The following is a 17,635-nucleotide window of genomic DNA, read 5'->3' on the forward strand; positions in this document are numbered from 1 at the left end:
CATGGCAGTGAAAAGCAACAAACTCACCCCTGTTCTTGTCATCGTGGCCTTCGTCATCGTCGGCTCGGTCATGGTCATGCGCCAGAACAATGTGCCGACCGCTGCGCCAATGGCAGCGGCCCCGCTGCCCAAAACGGCAGGCGCAGATGAGGACACCCCCAGCGAGACGCTGGCCACAGTGGTCGCGGCCAACAAGGATCTGCGAGCAGATATTCAGGACGTGCTCCGTGCTAACCAGGATTTCAGCAAGCGCCTGGAGCGCTTGGAGAAAGGTACACCTGCAGGCACTTCTTCTGCTGGTGCTGTCGGTGGTACCAGCAATGACACAGATCCAGCCCCAGTCGATGTCTTTAAGCCCATTGGCGACGCCATCGACTCTGTTACGGGGCTTGGCTCGAATGGCGCCGGCGGAGGTCATCGTCCCGTTGGTGGCTCCCAGGATCTAGGCTTGTCCGGTGGCAGCACTGCCTATAAGGTGGTTCCGCCCATGGGCTACACGACCGAGACAACTCAGCTTCAAGGGAAGATGGTTACGCGCTACGTGCGGGTAGCCCCGGACGGCACGCAATCCATGCCCAGTGCTGTCAGCGCGGCCCAGGCCGCACAAGCTGCTCAGGCCTCTCAGGCGGCCACGAAGCCGCAACCCGTGGCTTATTTCACGCTGCCGGAGAACTCCACGCTGGCGGGCGTCACCGCGATGACCAGTTTGATCGGCCGTGTGCCGGTCAATGGCCGTGTGACGGACCCCATGCAATTCAAAGCCATGGTCGGGCGCGACAACTTGGCCGCCAACGGCTGGGATTTGCCCGAAGACCTCGCCGGGATGATCGTTACCGGCGTGGCCGTAGGCGATATGGCGCTTTCGTGCACCGAGGGAAAGATCCGCAGCATGACTTTCGTGTTCAACGATGGTGCGATCCATACGGTTTCGGCGCGTCGTGCGCCGCAGACCCAGGCAGGTGCCGGCGTCACAGCCATGGCTACCAATGGTTCCACAGACCTTGGATTCATCAGTGATCTGTACGGCAACCCCTGTATTCAAGGCAAGTTCGTGACCAATGCGCCGGCTTACCTGACCGACATCATTGGTGCCAAGGGCTTGGGCGTGGCCGCCGAGGCCTTGGCGCAGGCCCAGACCAGCACCATGGCCAGCAGCAATGGCACCACATCCTCGATCACCGGAAACGCCGGTAGTTTTGCACTGGGCCGCATGGGTTCTGGAGCCACCGATGAGCTGGTGCGCTGGCTGACTGAGCGCCTCAAGAGCTCGTTTGACGCGGTGGTCACGCCCGCTGGCCAGCAACTGGTCGTGCATCTGGACCGCCAGATCGAAATCGACAAGCCCGCCAACCCAAGAAAGATCGTGCACCGCACGCAGTCCCCCAATGTCCTGTCTGGAGCCCGCTATGGCCTCGAATAATTCCCTTCTTCTTGCCATCGTGCTTCCCGCGCTACTGGCTGGTTGCACGGCTATTGGGTCGCGCGAGTCTCCGCTGAAGGAAGCTACGGCTGGCAGTCCGACCCTGGTGGATGTGTATCGGGGCAAGTTTCAGCCTCCGCAGTCAGCGGCTTCCTCTCGCGAGACGGCGCGGGACCGCCTGGAGCGTGCGTCTAGTGCGCGCCCGATCGCGCGCGGCGACGAAATGACGCAGCGCTACTGGTCAGCCCTGGAGCCTATGCAACAGCGCTTTGCACGCGTACCCAACCCGGATCTGGTCATGGTGGTCTATCCCCACCTGGCCAAGGGTCGTTACCCCGTGCCTGGCTATGTCACGGTTTTCCCAATGTATGAGTCAACGGAGTACGCCATGCCCGGTGAGGTGGCCGAAGAGCTGCAACAAGGCCGCGCCGCATTCTCACGCGGCCGCACTGCGCGGGAGGCTGGCCAATGAGCGGATTGCTGGAAATGCTGGGTCTGTCTGGGGGCACCAAAGGCAAGCACAAGCGCCGGCTCATGACAGCCGCCGACCGCAAGCAGATGGCCGCCCGTCCGCCCTCCTTCACTGAGCTGCTGCCTTGGGTCAAGTTTTCCCCCAAAGACCGCAACTTTGTGATGCGCGACGGCAAGACCTTGGGCGCGCTGTTCGAGCTGGGCGCAGTCGCTACGGAGGCGCAGCCGCTGGAGTACCTGCAAGAGCACTGCCGCAAGATTCAAGAGGCTATTCAGGCGATTCCCGAGGTCGACTCTTCTCCTTGGGTGGTCCAGTTCTTCCTGAGCGATGACCGAAACATCGACGGGCTGAACCAATACCTTCACGACTACATCCTGTCCCAGCACAAGGACGCCAAGCGCGCGCAGGCCATCATCGACTCGGAATACACGCAGTCCGTGCTGAAAGAGTTCCGCAGTCACCTGTCGCAGGTTTCCCGAGAGCAAGGGCTGTTCACCGACACCTTGGTGACGGGCCAGACGTGGCGCGGCCAGCAGCGCCGTGTTCGCTGCTGCATCTATCGCCAGTTTGATGACTTGGTCAATGAGCGTCGCCTGGCCGAGCAGCAGATGGAGGCGGTGGCCACAACCTTGCTGGCCACGCTGAACGAAGCCGGCGTGACGGCGCGGCGTGCCAACGGCAAGGACTTCTACGAGTGGATGCTTCCATTCTTCAACCGTAATGTGCCCTGGGCCAGCACGGGCGCCGAGCTGTTCCGCGGCGCGCCCTATCCGGGTGATGAGGCTCCAGAGGGTATTTATGACTGGGATTTTTCCGAGTCGCTGAACCTTTCGGAGCCCTCGTGCAACCAGGAACAAGGCTGCTTCGAGTTCGATGGCCAGCCGGTGAAGTTCCTCACGCTGCAAAACCTTCGTGCCCACCCTAGCATCGGGCACTTCTCCGCAGAAAGCAGGATTGGGAACGAAGCCTATGCACGGTTTGACCGGCTGCCGCCTGGCTCGATGCTGTCCGTGACGGTGACGATTGCTGCGCAGTACCAGGTCGAGCGCCACGTCGAGGACATCAAAAGGGCTTCCCGTGCTCAAAACGCCGTGGCGCAGGAGACCCATAGAGAGTCGGAGCAAGTGCTCCAGCACATGGCCACCGGGGACAAGCTGTATCCGATGTTCATGGGGCTGTACCTGAGCGGCAAGACCCATGCGGATCTGGATGCGGCTGTTTCCGAGGTCAATGCCCAGCTGACGCCGACCGGAATGCGTTTCATCGAATCCCGAGAGGACCTGGTGCCGCATGACGCGTTCCTGCGTGCATTGCCATTCGCATTTGATCCCACGTTCGATCTGCGCAGCATGCGACGGTCGCGCCTGACGTTTGCGAGCCTAATCGCCGCCATTTTGCCGGTCTATGGGCGCTCACGCGGCACGGCCAACCCCGGCTTTTGGTTCTGGAATCGGGGCGGCGAGCCCTTGTGGATCGACCCACTCAACAAGATTGACCGTAAGAAGAACGCCCATATGGTGGTGTTCGGCCCTACAGGTGCGGGCAAGTCGGCGACGTTGAATTACCTGTCCATGCTGGTCATGGCCATCCACCGCCCACGCCTGGTGATCGCGGATGCAGGCAAGTCCTTCGATCTGATGGTCAAGGACATGGCCACCAAAGGCTTGAGCGTGTATCGCGTCAATCTGAGCGGTGATACCGATGTGTCACTGCCTCCATTCGTATACGCCAGCGAGCTGCTGCAGGACAAGGAGATCATGGATTCCTTCAAGGCAGCTGAGGAATACTTCGGCGCTGGAGCGGACATTCCCTCCGAAGAGGATGCTGAGCTCGTCGGTGCCGAGCGACTGATGGAGTCGGTCAATGAAGTGATGGAGCCGGCTGACGCCGACGACGACTCGGACGAAGAAAAGCGCGACTACCTAGGCGAGATGCTCATCTCGGCCATCATGATGATTACGGGTGGTGAAGACGCCGAGCTAAAACGCATGACGCGCGCCGACCGCTATCTGGTCACCAGGGCCATTATTCGAGCCGCAGTGCGCGCATCCAAGGAAGGCAAGCCCCATCCTCTGACACAAGACGTTGCCCTGGAGCTGACGGCCATGGTCAAGGACGCATCTCTGTCGGAGCACCGCCGCTCGCGCGCCGAAGAGATGGGCCATTCGATGATGAGCTTCACGACAGGCCTGCGCGGCAAGCTCTTCAACCGCTTGGGCCAGGACTGGCCCGATGCTGATGTGACCCTCGTGGAAATGGGCACACTGACCAAAGACGGCTATGAGGATGCGCTCGCTGTGGCCTACACCAGCCTGCTGGACTCGGTGCAGTCGCGCGCAGAGGCCGCTCAGCATGAGGATCGCCCCCTCATCATGCTGACTGATGAAGGGCACTTGATTACTACTAACGAGCTGCTTGGCCCGAAGGTGGCCAAGGGCACCAAGATGTGGCGAAAGCTCAATGCCTGGTTCTGGCTGGCCACGCAGAACTTGAAGGACTTCCCCGGCAGCATGTCCCGCGTGCTGTCCATGTGCGAGTTCTGGATGTTGCTGACCATGGACAAGAACGAGATCGAGGAGATCGCGCGCTTCAGGTCGCTCACACCAGAGCAACGCCACATGATGGAGTCTGCCGTCAAGGAGCCGGCGAAGTACACAGAAGGTGTGCTCATCAGCGCGAACAATCAGTGGCTGTTCCGAAACGTGCCGCCGGCATTGCCAATTGCGCTGGCAATGACCGAAGGCCACGAGAAGGCTGAGCGCCGCCGTCTCATGGACGAGCATGGATGCACCGAGGTTCAAGCGGCCTACCGCGTAGCGGCACGCCTGCAGGAGGCGCGCGCATGATGCGGTCATCCCTCACTGCCCTGGTGCTGGGCGTTTGCTCTCATGGCGTCCTGGCCCAAGGCTCCATCGGCCCTTCGGTGACGACCGTGGAAGTCTTCGCCAATTCGGCCACGGTGGTGCGGCCGCCGTTTCGCCAGCCTGGCTACGTGCTCAAGGTCTATCGGGTGGACGCTATGGCTCAGCTTGAGCAGCAGCTCAATGCTGGGCTGCCCAAGAACGAGGCCGACGCCATGGCCTACATGCGTCAGCACGAGGGCGAGATCCGCCGCCGCTACAAGGACCAGATCACCAATGCGGCCTCCGGCATGACGCTGGCCGTCCAGTACCGATTGGACCGGCTCCCGGCCATCGTCATCAATCGCGCCAAGGTCATTTATGGAGTTGCGGATGTGGACCGCGCCATCGAACTGTTCGCCGCGGCTCAGCAGAGGCCTTCCCGATGAAAAAACGAGCTTCCCTAAATCTCAGCCTGCGCCGTCTCGTCGCGGCCGTCAGTACGGCCTCGATGTGCGCCGTGCTCACACCGGCCACCACCATGGCAGGAACCACCACCCCGGCCATCATCGCGAATACGGCCAAGGCAGCCTTGTCTTGTGTGTCGTACTCCGTCGAGGGCGTGTGCTTCTTCTTGAGCTGCGGCTGGACCGGATGCTGGATTCGGACCTCGATCAAGATCTCCCACTATGTGCCAGATGTGGTGGTCAGCACCTACAACGAACCGCTGCGCCACCCTTGGACCGACATCGGCACGGTCGTGGCCACCACGTTGACAACGGCTGGATCTGCACTGACAGGACGGCTGCTGGACTCGTCCGCCGGCGGCCTGGACAGCAACTCGGCAATGGCGAACTTCAAAGGGGCGGATGCCATAGGCAATCCTGCCGGCATGTTTGCCAGCATGCTCGCGTCGGGGGGAATGTTCACGATGCCGAAGTCCATTGCATTTCCCACGGTTAGCGAGTTGGCCAAGTTCCCCTCGAAGGAGCTGCCGAACATTGGGCGCCAGTGGACCCAAGTGCCTGCCAGCATCGCGGAGACCGTGGCATCTGACGCCAAGGGCCTGTTGAGCTCGGAATCATTGCTGGCCAGCCTTGGAACGATCCTCAAGACCATTGAGGGCGTGAAGCAGGTGATGGAGATCGCCGAGACAGTGCAGCAGATCCAGGTAGGCATCGCCGGTCTGCAGCAGCTCTCCGAAATTCTCTCGGGCAGCACCGGAGGTGCCCTCTTCTGTCCTGGCGGAGCCAGCTATTTCAACCTGCACTTCCAAAGCGAGCTCGATGCGCCTTTCTGGCGCGGCATCGTGCCGGTGGAAATGATCTATCCGCAGGCCTGGGTACCCGGCCTGGGCGAGATCGGCTCGGGCTATACGCAGACCTGGGGCAACCTGTACCCACGTACCGGAGAAATCATCCAGTCGCATCCCGTGAAGGCTTCTGCAGTGCTAGCTGAGCGTGTCGCCTCGATCATCTACAAGGAAGCTCAGCCTCACATCTACTCGCGCGTCCAGCCCTCCGGGGGCTATCGCTACTTCAACTATGGCGAGAAGCGTAAATGGCAGATGTTGTATCCGCAGGCTTGGTCCGGGTGCCAGCAATTCGGCCAGAACGACTCGCTGTCGCTGACTTCGTTCGGGGATGGAGCCACCAGCTCCGATGACGGCTACGCCTGGAACCTTTGGCAAAAGTACACCTGCTGCCGGCGTCGTGGCGTGTATCTCTACTCCGTGCCCTGACCTCCCACTCCAATTTCACTATGACAATCGCACACTCCTCTTCTCTGCGCTTCAAGCGGATCTGCGCGGCCGTGACCTTGGCCTGCGTGCTGGCTCCGTCGGTCGTGACACCTGCGGCCGCCCAGACGATTACCTCGTCGGGCCTCTACTATCGGATGGGCGGGGGCTCGCCGATCAGCGCTGCCCCACATCGCAGCGCGCTATCGATGCAGTTGGGTGCCGGCGTCCGCGCGAACTATTCCTGCGGGAAGTTTGACATCGGGCTATCGTGGTCGGACCTCATGAATAGCATCCAGAACCTGGGTGCGACGATTACCGGGGCCGTGCAAGCCGGTATCTCGGCCCTGCCGCTGTATTTCCTGCAGCGCGCGCAGCCAGGCCTCTATCAGCTCTTCCAAAACTTCAGCCAGAAGGCGGATCTGCTGGTCTCTGCATCGCTGAAGACCTGTGAGGACATGGAGGCGATGATTAAGAATGGCCAGGACCCGTATGAGGAGTACATAGCCCTGGCCAAGGGCGATGCCTGGAAGGTCAAGGCCAATACGGGCGGCAGCGTGGTTAATGCCAAGCTCGATATCAACAAGAACGAGGCGGGCCAGCGTGCCGGGTTGCCATGGGTATTTGGCAGCCGTGCCGGTGGGGCTGGGACCCCACCTATCCAGCCAATCCGCGACCTGGCCGTCGCCGGCTACAACGTCACCATCAACAAGGCAGCCAACTCCCTGTCGACGGCGAACTACGGCAGCTCCTCGCTGGCATCGACGCGCCTGGTCCAGGCCTTCAAGACCCCGGACGACCTGGCTCGCTGGAGCGCCGAAGTTCTTGGCGACCAGAAAATCTATATGTGCACCCAAGGCTCCGATTGCCCGAGCCCCACCATCACCTCGACGGCGACCGGCCTGGCCCCGAAATTCGAGCGCGAGCTCGACGAGGTACTGCCCACGATGCGCAATATGGGCTTCAGCACTTCAAGCAGCCATGCCGACCTGGCCAAGGTCAGCGCTCCCGGCATGGCCGTGAGCCCACAGCTGATGGACGCTGTGCGTAAGCTGCCGACCGATGTGCGGTCCGTGGCCATTAACCGCCTGGCCCAGGAGGTTGCGGTCTACAAGACCATCGACAAGGCGTTGATCGCGCGTAACGCGCTGATCTCCGGCATGAGCCTGCCCGAGGCCACGGGCGCTGCTCCCGTTAGATCCGAGGTGCAGACGAAGATTGACCGCCTGACTCAGTACATCAACGACATGATGTTCGAGTTCCGCATACGCAAAGAAATGACCGGCGAGACAGCTTTGTCGATTATGGGCAACCAGCAGCAAGCCGGTGCCGCGTCGATGGATGTGCAAGGGGGCACGCGTGCAGATCCTGCGCCGTTGGTCGATGGACGTGTGAGCACAAGATGACCGACACCGAAAAAGTCGTGGAAGCGTCTGAGCCAGTTCCAAAGCGTAAGGGGCGGCTTCGTCGTTGGCTGCCCTGGCTCATCTACGGTGCCTTGATCGTATTGATTGGCGGCACCCTATTGACCTGGCTGCTCAAGCTGGAGCCCTCACAGGTCGTATCTGTCTCAGCGTGGTTTCGCAAGGGCGCGCAACTCGGGACGCTTACTCAGACCGCCCTGTGCAGTTGGGTGATTGTGAGCTGGCGTCCGATCGTGGCCTGGGGATTCAGACGCGGCTACGTGGCCAAGCATGAGCTGCGGGCGGTGCTGGCTATGCGCTGGCGCGTCGCCGGCATGCTGGCCATGTACTTGGCACTCGTGCCAATTGGCGCGGGCAATATTGCCCGATTCATCATGGGCCTTATCTCCTGATCGATATGCAGCTCGATAGCTATCTTGAACTATTTACGACGCTCTACGGCTGGGCATTCGCCAACTTACTCGGCGAGATTTTGACCGGCACCGGCCTGGCCGCCCTGCCCTTCGCGCTCATCGCGTTTAACGCGTGGCATAGCGCCAAAGAAGAAGGCGCAGGGTTTAACGGCGTGCTGGCTCTCATCGAGTCCATACAGACCAAGCTGATTACGGCATTGCTGGTTATGGCGCTGTGCTTTGCGACAACGCCTTTTACCTCGCTGCACAACATCAATCTCAGCTACAAGCCAGAGCGGGCTGCAGATGGTTCTGAGCCCCAGGTCGTGTCGACACAGGGCGGGACGAACTCGGGCTACGACCGAGCCATGGCAGACGCGGTGAACGGCTCTTTTGCCCGATCTGGAAACCTGTCCTATGTCCCCTTGTGGTGGTACAGCGTCATGGGGCTGTCCTCTGGCATCAATGGCGCTTTTCGGGCGGGCATGACCAGCTCTGAACGCGATCTGCGCGTCGTAGCAGATCTGGCCAGGATGGCCACGATTGAAGATCCGGCTCTGTTGCACGATGTGCAGCGCTTCTACAGCGAGTGCTTTGTGCCGGCACGGAGCCAGTATTTCTCAATGGACAAGAACCAGATCTCGGCAAGCGGCCGGGGCATTCTTGCTGAGGGAAGCATCTATGGCCCCACGGATGTGGACTGGGTCGGCAGCCAGTTGTTCCGAACAGAGCCCGGTTTCTATGACGTGATGCGCTCATATAACCCGGTGCCTGGCTGGAGCATCGACTTCAATCGCGACAGCGAATACATGCAAGGTGGCGCTTCGGATCAGGGCTTTATGAACCCGGACTGGGGGCGCCCAACCTGCAAGCAATGGTGGGAAGCTGATGCTGCTACCGGAGGAGTGCGAGAGCGCCTCACCAGCAACACCTCGACATGGCGGAGTCTCTTGCAAGTCGCCCAAAACTCTATCACGTTTAACTCGACAGATGAGGCCAAGGATGCCATGGCCAAACTGGCCTTCGAGAAGGCCAACCCAACTTTTGTCAGCCCAGACAAAATGCTCGGCGATGACTATGGCAAGGGTACGAATGCTTGGCGAACTGTCACTGGGGGAATTAGTACCATCGGCGTGGCTCAGCAAGCGTTTGAGTCGTCGCTCAGTATGGCCCCGATGCTTAATATGCTGCCAATGCTACAAGCACTAGTGTTGATGGCTCTTTATATGTTCCTACCCTTAATCATCTTAATCAGTGGCTATGACCTCAAGGTGATGCTGGTTGGTGGACTAGCTATATTCACGATCAAATTCTGGGCCGTAATGTGGTTCGTCGCACGATGGCTTGATGCCCACTTGATCGACGCCATGTACCCTGGCTTTACAGGATCGGCATTGATGCAAGAGATCACCCATAGTATTAGTTCTGGTCAGCCGCAGTTGTATAAACGAATAATCCTCAACACATTATTAGCGGTGATGTTCATCGCACTTCCGCTTATCTGGAGTTCCATGATGGCGTGGGTCGGCTATCGTGTGGGGTTTGAGAACTCCAGTATTAACAAGGCAGACAATCTTTCTGACAAAGCAGGCAAAGGCTCAAGCATTCGCTTAAAGCGGTGATCGTAATTTAAAGATCTTCTTCTTGTTGACAATAATACTGAAGGTCCGCCATGCCTACTTCCCCATTCTGGAATGCTGTATGAGCATCGTATGCAGAGGAAATTGAGGTGCTTTCTTCAATAGTCTTGGGTGACGTGAAGAAGGCCAAGGCTGCATTCCAGAACGATCCGAGCACCAACCCACCAATAATGAGGGCGAATCGCCAAAGTAGGCCGATGAGTGCGATTAAGAACTTGAGCATAAGAAGCCCCAACGATATGAAATGGATCTTCATGTTTCCCTGGTAGATCGTGCATTCCACACGATCCAAATTGAGTGACTTCGACATCCCTAGAAGGTTGGGCGTGATGTTTCTATGTATCGAACCGACTGAGGTTCAGATTGTCAACGTTGCGCGATCAAATCAGAAGTACCTGTGCAAGTATGCGCAATACACCGAAAGTCCATCGTCCATGCAGACGCCTCGTGTAAATCAAATCTCTTCCGAGGCAAACTCTTGGGTTCGCTGAGTAGACGGCCGATATCTTTCATAACATCCTTGGCACCGGACTTTGCAACGCCGATGACAGGCCATCAAGTATTCCACACAGCTCGACGACTTGCCCGGAACAGCATTGCGCTCTAAGGGCGATCAACTGTCCCTCGAGAGCCTTCAGCTCCTCAATGCGTTTGACTAGCTGGAGGATATGTTTGTCCAGAAGCTCATTGACCTCGCCGCAAGGTTCGCACTGCCTATCTTTCAATTGAAGTAAAGACCGGATATCGTCCAGCCCAATATCCAACGAGCGGCAATTTCGCACAAACGCTAGTCGCTGGACGTGCGATCCGTCATATCGCCTGTAGTTGCCTGCCGTCCGTGCTGCAGGCGGCAGCAATCCCTCCTGCTCGTAGAAACGAATTGTTGGGATCTGCACCCCTGTCGCGCTGGCCAATTCACCGATCTTCACTCTGTATTCCCTGGAACTAGTTGCGGGTTTCCCTTGACTCTCAATCTGCTTTAGGGTTTTTAATGATGCGCTAGATGGACTCCGAAGTCAAGTGACGGCGTGATGATCAAACAGAGTGCGCTGTCGCACCTGATGCCGTTGCTTCCTGCAGCGAACCAGCGATCAAAAATTCAAGGACAACTGACTATGAACAATGCAATGACGCAAGCAACTTGCGGCTCAACATGTGGGTGCCCTACAGGAACCACGAAAGCGACAGTTGAGCCGCTCGTGACAGGTTATTTCATACGCAATATGGACTGCCCTAGCGAGGAAGCCCAGATCCGCAAGCGGCTAGCGCAAATTGATGGCATCCAAGATGTAGTTTTTGACTTGCCCGCTCATTACTTGGAAGTAGTACATGGACCTGCCGGCCGAAATGCAATCCTGCGTGCACTTCACGACATTGGCATGCAGGCGGTCGTGCAACCCAGGTCTTCGCAGCTTGTCTATCTCATCCAGCAAATGGATTGCCCCAGCGAAGAACGCCAGTTGCGCGCAACGCTGGAGCCTTTGGAAGGGGTAGAGAAGTTGGACTTCGACCTGAAGGCCCACACGTTGACGGTATCCCATACGCTCACCGATACCACTCCGATTGCCCAGGCCATCGTGAATCTGGGTATGCAGCCGGTAGAAAAGACGGCGGGTAGCATGCCAATCGCTGTCGAAGCCCTCCCCCCTCGCATGGCGGCGTCTTCAATCCGGACACCGGCGACAGGAAACGGTACATGCTTCCTTATTCCGAATATGGATTGCCCCACCGAAGAGGCAACGATCCGCAAGCGCTTGGGTTCAATCAACGGTATCGAGCGACTGGATTTCAACCTAATGGGGCGACGGCTCGATGTTCTGCATCATTTGCCGGACCCTGCGCCGATCCTCAAGGCGCTGAACGATGTTGGCATGAAGGCCAGCATCGAGCGCAGCGGCGACACCGCGCCGCAGGACCAGGCCGTCTACCTCATTGAAAAAATGGACTGTCCAACCGAGGAGGGGCTGCTGCGCAAGGCGCTCGAAGGCATGCCAGGGGTGAAAGCCCTGAAATTCAATCTGATGGGCCGTACGCTTACGGTGAGCCACGATCTTGCCGATCTGGCTCCGGTAACGACCGCGATTGAGCGACTCGGCATGGCTCCAGTGCTCCAAAGCACGTCCGACCCAGAGCCATCCGCGCCCCGTGATTTCGGCACCAGCATCTCGCGCGGGCAATGGATTCGGATGGCGGTCTCCGGCGTACTAGCGCTCGGCGCAGAGGCCATGGTCTTTGCGGGGGCATCCGAGGCCTCCTGGCCCATCATTCTTGCTTGCCTCGCGGCCATCAGCTTGGGTGGGGTCGAGACCCTCAAGAAGGGCTGGATTGCGCTGAAGACGCGCTCGCTGAACATGAACCTGTTGATGACGGTCGCCGTCATCGGGGCGGCCCTGATTGGTCAGTGGCCTGAGGCGGCGGTGGTCATCTGGCTCTTCGGTATCGCTGAGATAATTGAGGCCTTGAGCCTGGATCGGGCCCGCAATGCCATCCGCAAGCTGATGGATCTGGCGCCGGAGAACGCATTGGTACATCAGCCGGACGGGCAATGGCGTGAAGTCAAGGCGGATTCCGTGCCGCTCGGCAGTGTTGTGCGGGTGCGTCCGGGTGAACGCATCGCATTGGATGGTGAAGTCGTCGCGGGTCAATCATCGGTAAACCAGGCGCCGATCACCGGTGAGAGCATGCCCGTGGAGAAAACCGCCGGTGCCACGGTCTTCGCCGGCACCATCAACGAGCGCGGCACGCTGGAGTTCCGCGTCACCTCTCGAAAGGGTGAAACCACCCTCGACCGTATTGCACGATCGGTGCAGGAAGCGCAGGGGCAACGCGCACCCACGCAGCGCTTCGTGGACAAGTTCGCCAGCATCTATACACCGGCGGTCTTCGCGGTTGCTCTTGCCGTTGCAGTCATTCCTCCGTTCGCTTTCGGGCAGCCCTGGTTCGAATGGGTCTACAAAGCGCTGGTGATGCTGGTCATTGCCTGCCCCTGCGCATTGGTGATCTCCACGCCGGTTACCGTGGTCAGCGGCCTGGCAGCTGCCGCACGCCGGGGCATCCTCGTCAAGGGCGGTCTTTACCTCGAACAGGGGCGACACCTGAAATCGGTGGCTTTGGACAAGACGGGAACCCTGACTCATGGTCGCCCTTCTCTGACCGATGTCATACCGTTGCGTGGCCAGCCGACTGAAGAAGTTCTGCGCATTGCAGCGAGCATCGATGCGCTGTCGGAGCATCCTGTGGCCACTGCCATCGTGGCTGGCTACAACCAACCGCACGCTCAGGTGAGCAATTTCGAAGCGATCCCTGGACGAGGCGTCAAAGGCAACGTCGATGGAGATGTCTATTACGTCGGCAACCACCGGCTGATCAAAGAGCTGGGACTTTCAACACTTGAGATCGAGACTCAGCTCGATGCGTTGGAGAACGAGGCCAAGACCGTTGTGCTCCTCGCAGCTGACCAGAAAGTACTCGCCCTGCTGGCCGTGGCCGACACGGTGCGCGACACCAGCCGGCAAGCGATCGCCGAACTCAGGTTGCTGGGGATCGAGCCAGTCATGTTGACTGGGGATAATTCGAAAACCGCGCAAGCCGTGGCTGCGCAGGTGGGCATCACCGACGCCAAGGGCGAACTACTTCCGCAGGACAAACTGTTGGCAATCGAAGGGCTACTCGCGCGCGGGCCAGTCGGTATGGTAGGGGATGGCGTTAACGATGCGCCAGCGTTGGCCAAGTCGAGCATTGGCTTTGCGATGGGCGCTGCTGGCACCGATACAGCGATCGAAACGGCTGACGTCGCATTGATGCAAGACAACCTCCGTAAGCTTCCGGAGTTCATCCGACTATCGCATCGCGTTGCGGGCATCTTGACGGCCAATATCGTGTTTGCGCTTGGGACAAAGGCGGTGTTCATGGCCTTGGCCATTACTGGACATGCAAGTCTGTGGCTGGCGATTCTGGCCGACATGGGGGCTAGCCTGGCCGTCGTTTTCAATGGGATGCGCTTGCTGCGGTCGTCTGAGGAAATCAAGCCCCATGGCCATTAAGAGGACTAATATGTGGGTATACCTGCTGGCCGTGACTGTGCTTACCGCCGACATAGCGACCAAGGCGGCCATCGTCGCGTGGATTCCTTTGTATGGCTCCCATGAAATCACACCATGGTTCAACATCGGGCATTGGCTGAATCCAGGTGCGGCCTTCAGCTTCTTGGCGCAGGCGGGTGGGTGGCAACGCAGCTTTTTAGTTGCTCTTGGCATTGCTGCTTCTGCCTTTCTCACCTGGCTTATTGCCCGCGAAAAGACTGCAACACCTGATGCTGTGGGCTATGCGGCAATTCTCGGAGGCGCTCTCGGCAATGTTATTGATCGCGTGCGGCATGGGGCCGTGGTGGACTGGCTCGATTTCCATTGGGGTGATTGGCACTGGCCGGCGTTCAATGCAGCCGACATTGGCATCACCCTGGGAGCGGGGTTTCTGCTGATCGCTGCTTTTCGCGGCCATGAACGAAACGGCGCAGATTCCCATTCGCCAGCACGATGATCCATCTTTTCATTGACACATGCGGAGCCGTGAACATGGATTCGGAGAAACTGATGACCCACTCGGCGCTACCACTGTCGTCTGCAAATGCACGCTGAACTTATTCTCAAGACGCTAATGATGGGCGTCGTCGAAGGCATCACGGAATTCTTGCCAGTCTCCTCGACAGGGCACTTGATCCTTGCGGGCAATGCGCTCTCATTCCTTGCGAAAGAGAAACGCGACGTCTTTGAAGTGTTCATCCAGTTCGGCGCGATGCTCGCGGTCATCTGGGAATATAGGGCTCGTCTGGCAAGCGTTGTTGTTTCAGCGCGTGCCGATCAGGAATCACGCCGGTTCTTAGTGAACCTCGCCATAGCATTCATGCCTGCGGCAGTGCTCGGATTGCTGATTGGATCTCATGTGCAGAGGCTGCTATTTAGCCCTGGGCCAGTGGCCGTCGCACTCGTAGTCGGTGGTATCGCGATTTTGTGGGCCGAGCGACGGCCCGTGCATGTAAAGGCCGAGCGTGCCGAAGAGATCAGTCGAATCGACGCATTGAAGATTGGTTTTGTGCAGTGCTTTGCACTTTGGCCGGGTACTTCGCGCTCAGGCGCGACGATTATCGGCGGGCTATTGTTCGGGGCTTCACGGCAGGCTGCGACGGAGTTTTCGTTTTTCCTTGGCATTCCAATCTTGGGGGCCGCCTCCGGATACAACCTCTTCAAGCACTGGGACGCATTGTCGAGCGACGACGTCGGCGTTTTTGTAATGGGTCTCCTTGCCTCTTTCGCATTTGCGCTGCTTGCCATACGCCTTCTGATGCGCTATCTGACCGGACATGGATTTGGAGTTTTCGCGTGGTATCGCATTGCACTGGGGACACTAATCTTGGCAGCGGTTGTCACGTAATCGTTCAGCAACCACGACGAAGATGGATATGTTGCCTCTTAAAGGCATTCAGCACAGTTGGCTGTGACTCGATCGAGAAATGCAACCTAAGATATTTGGCGTTGTGGGTTAAGTCATTTTTTGCCTACAACAAGCAAATCTCCTTTTTAGAAACTTATGCCGAACGGCCTTGGGCAACGCCCAGTAGACCATATTCTGAATAAAATGAGAATCAATAACGCTTCCATATCATGAAAATGCTTTCTCTTTACGCCAGAAGATTCCTGGCAATAGCCGCATTGTTTGTGCTCTGGTCGGCTTCTCCCGCCTGGGCTGCCGACCCTGCCGCCAGTGATCAGGCTAAGCAGACCTGGCAGTTGCTGGACTACCTGGCGGTTGACTATGGTGGCGCAGTAAGCAACGGCCAGATTCAAAGTGCGAGCGAATACGAAGAAATGAAGGAGTTCGCGGCAACCGCTGTACTGCAGCTCGCCGCATTGCCGAGCACTGCGATGCTGCCCGAGTTGCAGCGGCAGGCCAAAGTGCTCGGAGACCTCATTGCCGCAAAGGCGGACGCCAAAGCAGTGGCCGACAGCGCCAATTCGCTGGCTGCGGCGTTGGTCAAAGCCTATCCGTTTCCGCTATCTCCGACTCAGCCACCGGATCTCGCACGCGCTAAGGTGCTGTTTGAAACCAAGTGCGCGTCATGCCACGGGGCAACGGGTGCTGGCGACGGCCCACTCAGCACCAAGCTAGACCCGCCCCCGATCGCCTTCACCGATCATGATCGTGCCCGTTCGCGAAGTGTGCTCGCGCTGTACCAGGTTATTTCTCAAGGCATGACCGGCACATCGATGCCGGGCTTTGGCACGCTCGCTGACGAGGATCGATGGGCGCTGGCCTTCTTCACAGGAACACTGTCGCATGACGATGCCATGCGTGCTCGCGGCGAACAATCCTGGGGTCGAGACACCGCCGCTAAGGCTGTCTTTCCCGACCTAGCTGCTGCAGCGACCTTGACCGAAGCCGCTTTATCCGAACTGATAGCTCCAGACGCTGCTCGCGACCTCACCGCATATGTTCGTAGCCACCCAGAAGTCACCGCTGTCGTGAGCGGCTCTGGCGGACTAACCCAGGCCCGCTCGCTCCTTCAGGAGAGCCTTGCCGCGGCGCGCGCGGGTGACCGGGCCAGCGCAACACGACTGGGCCTGTCGGCCTACTTGGATGGTTTTGAGCCGCTGGAGCCTGCATTGCGCGCGCGCAACCAGGCACTTCTCACAGAAGTCGAAAATGCCATGCTGGCCTATCGCGGTGCGCTCGCCGGTGGGCGGTTGGAACAAGCCGATGCCACAGCACAGAAGTTGGACGATCTGTTTGCCCAGGTGGACGCCGAACTCGGCGCTAATAAGGCAGACCCACTAACCACCTTCGTTGCCTCCCTCACGATCCTGCTACGCGAAGGGGTTGAAGCGCTGTTGATCGTCGTGGGAATGCTGGCTTTCCTGAAGAAGGCAGAGCGACGCGATGTGCTGGGCTATGTGCATGGTGGTTGGGTGGCCGCACTGGCTTGCGGTGGTCTGACCTGGGCGGTGGCCACCTACTTCATGAGCATCAGCGGCGCAAGCCGTGAGGTGACCGAGGGGGTTTCATCTCTGTTCGCGTCCGTTGTGCTGCTGAGCGTAGGGCTCTGGATGCACCAGAAAAGCGCAGCGGGCAAGTGGCAGGCCTACCTAAAGGAAAAACTTTCGGCAGCTATGACGCGGCGTTCAGCGTGGGCATTGTTCGCCTTGTCGTTCATCGCCGTCTACCGCGAGGTGTTTGAGACCGTGTTGTTTTACTCGGCACTGACCAGTGACGGCAACAACAGTGCCTTGCTAGGCGGATTGGTATGCGGAGTGGCCATCCTAGCCGTCATTGCATGGCTTATGCTGCGGAGCAGTGCGCGCATGCCGATTGGCAAGTTCTTCAGCCTCAGTTCGATCCTGGTTGCGGTGCTCGCGGTAGTGCTCGCTGGCAAGGGGGTTGCCGGCCTCCAGGAGGCCGGCTGGTTGAGCGCGAGCCCGATCCATTGGCCGCGCATTGAAGTGCTTGGCATCTATCCGTCAGCGGAAACCGCGATTGCCCAAGCTTTGGTGTTTGCCGTTGCTTTAGCGGGCTTTGCCATGAACGCCGTGAAGGCTCGAACCCCCCGAATCGTTTGAGACTAATAGGCGCACTTAGTGGGGTGTTTCGGGCATGCTCCGAGCCCCCTACTCTCAGAGATCTTCAGGCGCCAGCAAAAACATGATCCATTGGGGAAT

At 58.9% G+C, this 17,635-nt stretch carries 14 protein-coding genes; 12 read left to right on the forward strand and 2 right to left on the reverse strand.

What is annotated here, in order from left to right:
* Position 1 precedes the first annotated feature (1 nt).
* The 8 genes from DFO48_RS03425 to DFO48_RS03460 all read left to right on the forward strand — a co-directional run bounded on the left by DFO48_RS03425 (position 2) and on the right by DFO48_RS03460 (position 9,908).
* The gene (locus tag DFO48_RS03425) at positions 2-1,420 is read left to right on the forward strand and encodes a TIGR03752 family integrating conjugative element protein (protein ID WP_059441473.1); all 1,419 of its coding nucleotides are present in this window, start codon (positions 2-4) and stop codon (positions 1,418-1,420) included.
* Entirely contained in the window at positions 1,407-1,892 is a 486-nt protein-coding gene (locus DFO48_RS03430) for a TIGR03751 family conjugal transfer lipoprotein (RefSeq protein WP_099736892.1), read from the forward strand. The genes DFO48_RS03425 and DFO48_RS03430 overlap by 14 nt, the downstream gene beginning before the upstream one ends.
* A complete protein-coding gene (locus DFO48_RS03435) occupies positions 1,889-4,738 on the forward strand; it encodes a conjugative transfer ATPase (RefSeq protein ID WP_114862533.1) in 2,850 nt (949 codons plus the stop codon). The genes DFO48_RS03430 and DFO48_RS03435 overlap by 4 nt, the downstream gene beginning before the upstream one ends.
* Positions 4,735-5,181 (forward strand): TIGR03757 family integrating conjugative element protein, encoded by a 447-nt coding sequence (locus DFO48_RS03440; protein ID WP_114862534.1) that lies wholly within the window; start codon positions 4,735-4,737, stop codon positions 5,179-5,181. The genes DFO48_RS03435 and DFO48_RS03440 overlap by 4 nt, the downstream gene beginning before the upstream one ends.
* Before the next feature lie 62 nt (positions 5,182-5,243).
* Positions 5,244-6,473, forward strand: a complete 1,230-nt coding sequence (locus tag DFO48_RS03445) for a TraU family protein (RefSeq protein WP_059441470.1) — start codon at positions 5,244-5,246, stop codon at positions 6,471-6,473.
* A 20-nt stretch (positions 6,474-6,493) separates the two neighbouring features.
* Complete coding sequence (locus DFO48_RS03450; RefSeq protein WP_019042342.1) at positions 6,494-7,876, forward strand: integrating conjugative element protein; 1,383 nt, start codon at positions 6,494-6,496, stop codon at positions 7,874-7,876.
* A complete protein-coding gene (locus DFO48_RS03455) occupies positions 7,873-8,286 on the forward strand; it encodes a hypothetical protein (RefSeq protein WP_114862535.1) in 414 nt (137 codons plus the stop codon). The genes DFO48_RS03450 and DFO48_RS03455 overlap by 4 nt, the downstream gene beginning before the upstream one ends.
* 5 nt (positions 8,287-8,291) lie before the next feature.
* Positions 8,292-9,908, forward strand: coding sequence for a conjugal transfer protein TraG N-terminal domain-containing protein (locus DFO48_RS03460; RefSeq protein ID WP_114862536.1), 1,617 nt, complete (start codon positions 8,292-8,294; stop codon positions 9,906-9,908).
* Between the two features lie 7 nt (positions 9,909-9,915).
* Here the strand turns inward: DFO48_RS03460 and DFO48_RS03465 are convergent, their stop codons facing one another.
* Both DFO48_RS03465 and cadR read right to left on the reverse strand, forming a co-directional pair.
* Positions 9,916-10,182: a hypothetical protein gene (locus tag DFO48_RS03465; protein WP_233506298.1), complete on the reverse strand. Its 267-nt coding sequence runs from the start codon at positions 10,180-10,182 to the stop codon at positions 9,916-9,918.
* A 253-nt stretch (positions 10,183-10,435) separates the two neighbouring features.
* A complete protein-coding gene (gene cadR / locus DFO48_RS03470; protein ID WP_114862538.1) occupies positions 10,436-10,855 on the reverse strand; it encodes a Cd(II)/Pb(II)-responsive transcriptional regulator in 420 nt (139 codons plus the stop codon).
* 186 nt (positions 10,856-11,041) lie between these two features.
* Between cadR and DFO48_RS03475 the strand changes: the two genes are divergently transcribed.
* The 4 genes from DFO48_RS03475 to DFO48_RS03490 all read left to right on the forward strand — a co-directional run bounded on the left by DFO48_RS03475 (position 11,042) and on the right by DFO48_RS03490 (position 17,536).
* A complete protein-coding gene (locus DFO48_RS03475) occupies positions 11,042-13,969 on the forward strand; it encodes a heavy metal translocating P-type ATPase (RefSeq protein WP_199406950.1) in 2,928 nt (975 codons plus the stop codon).
* Positions 13,959-14,465 (forward strand): signal peptidase II, encoded by a 507-nt coding sequence (lspA, locus tag DFO48_RS03480; protein WP_114862540.1) that lies wholly within the window; start codon positions 13,959-13,961, stop codon positions 14,463-14,465. Before DFO48_RS03475 ends, lspA begins: the two co-directional genes overlap by 11 nt.
* An 87-nt stretch (positions 14,466-14,552) precedes the next feature.
* Positions 14,553-15,356, forward strand: a complete 804-nt coding sequence (locus tag DFO48_RS03485) for an undecaprenyl-diphosphate phosphatase (RefSeq protein WP_114862541.1) — start codon at positions 14,553-14,555, stop codon at positions 15,354-15,356.
* 230 nt (positions 15,357-15,586) lie between these two features.
* Positions 15,587-17,536, forward strand: a complete 1,950-nt coding sequence (locus DFO48_RS03490; RefSeq protein ID WP_114862542.1) for a cytochrome c/FTR1 family iron permease — start codon at positions 15,587-15,589, stop codon at positions 17,534-17,536.
* The last annotated feature ends 99 nt before the right edge of the window (positions 17,537-17,635 follow it).

This window comes from Comamonas sp. AG1104 (assembly GCF_003350425.1).
GTDB lineage: Bacteria > Pseudomonadota > Gammaproteobacteria > Burkholderiales > Burkholderiaceae_C > Comamonas > Comamonas testosteroni.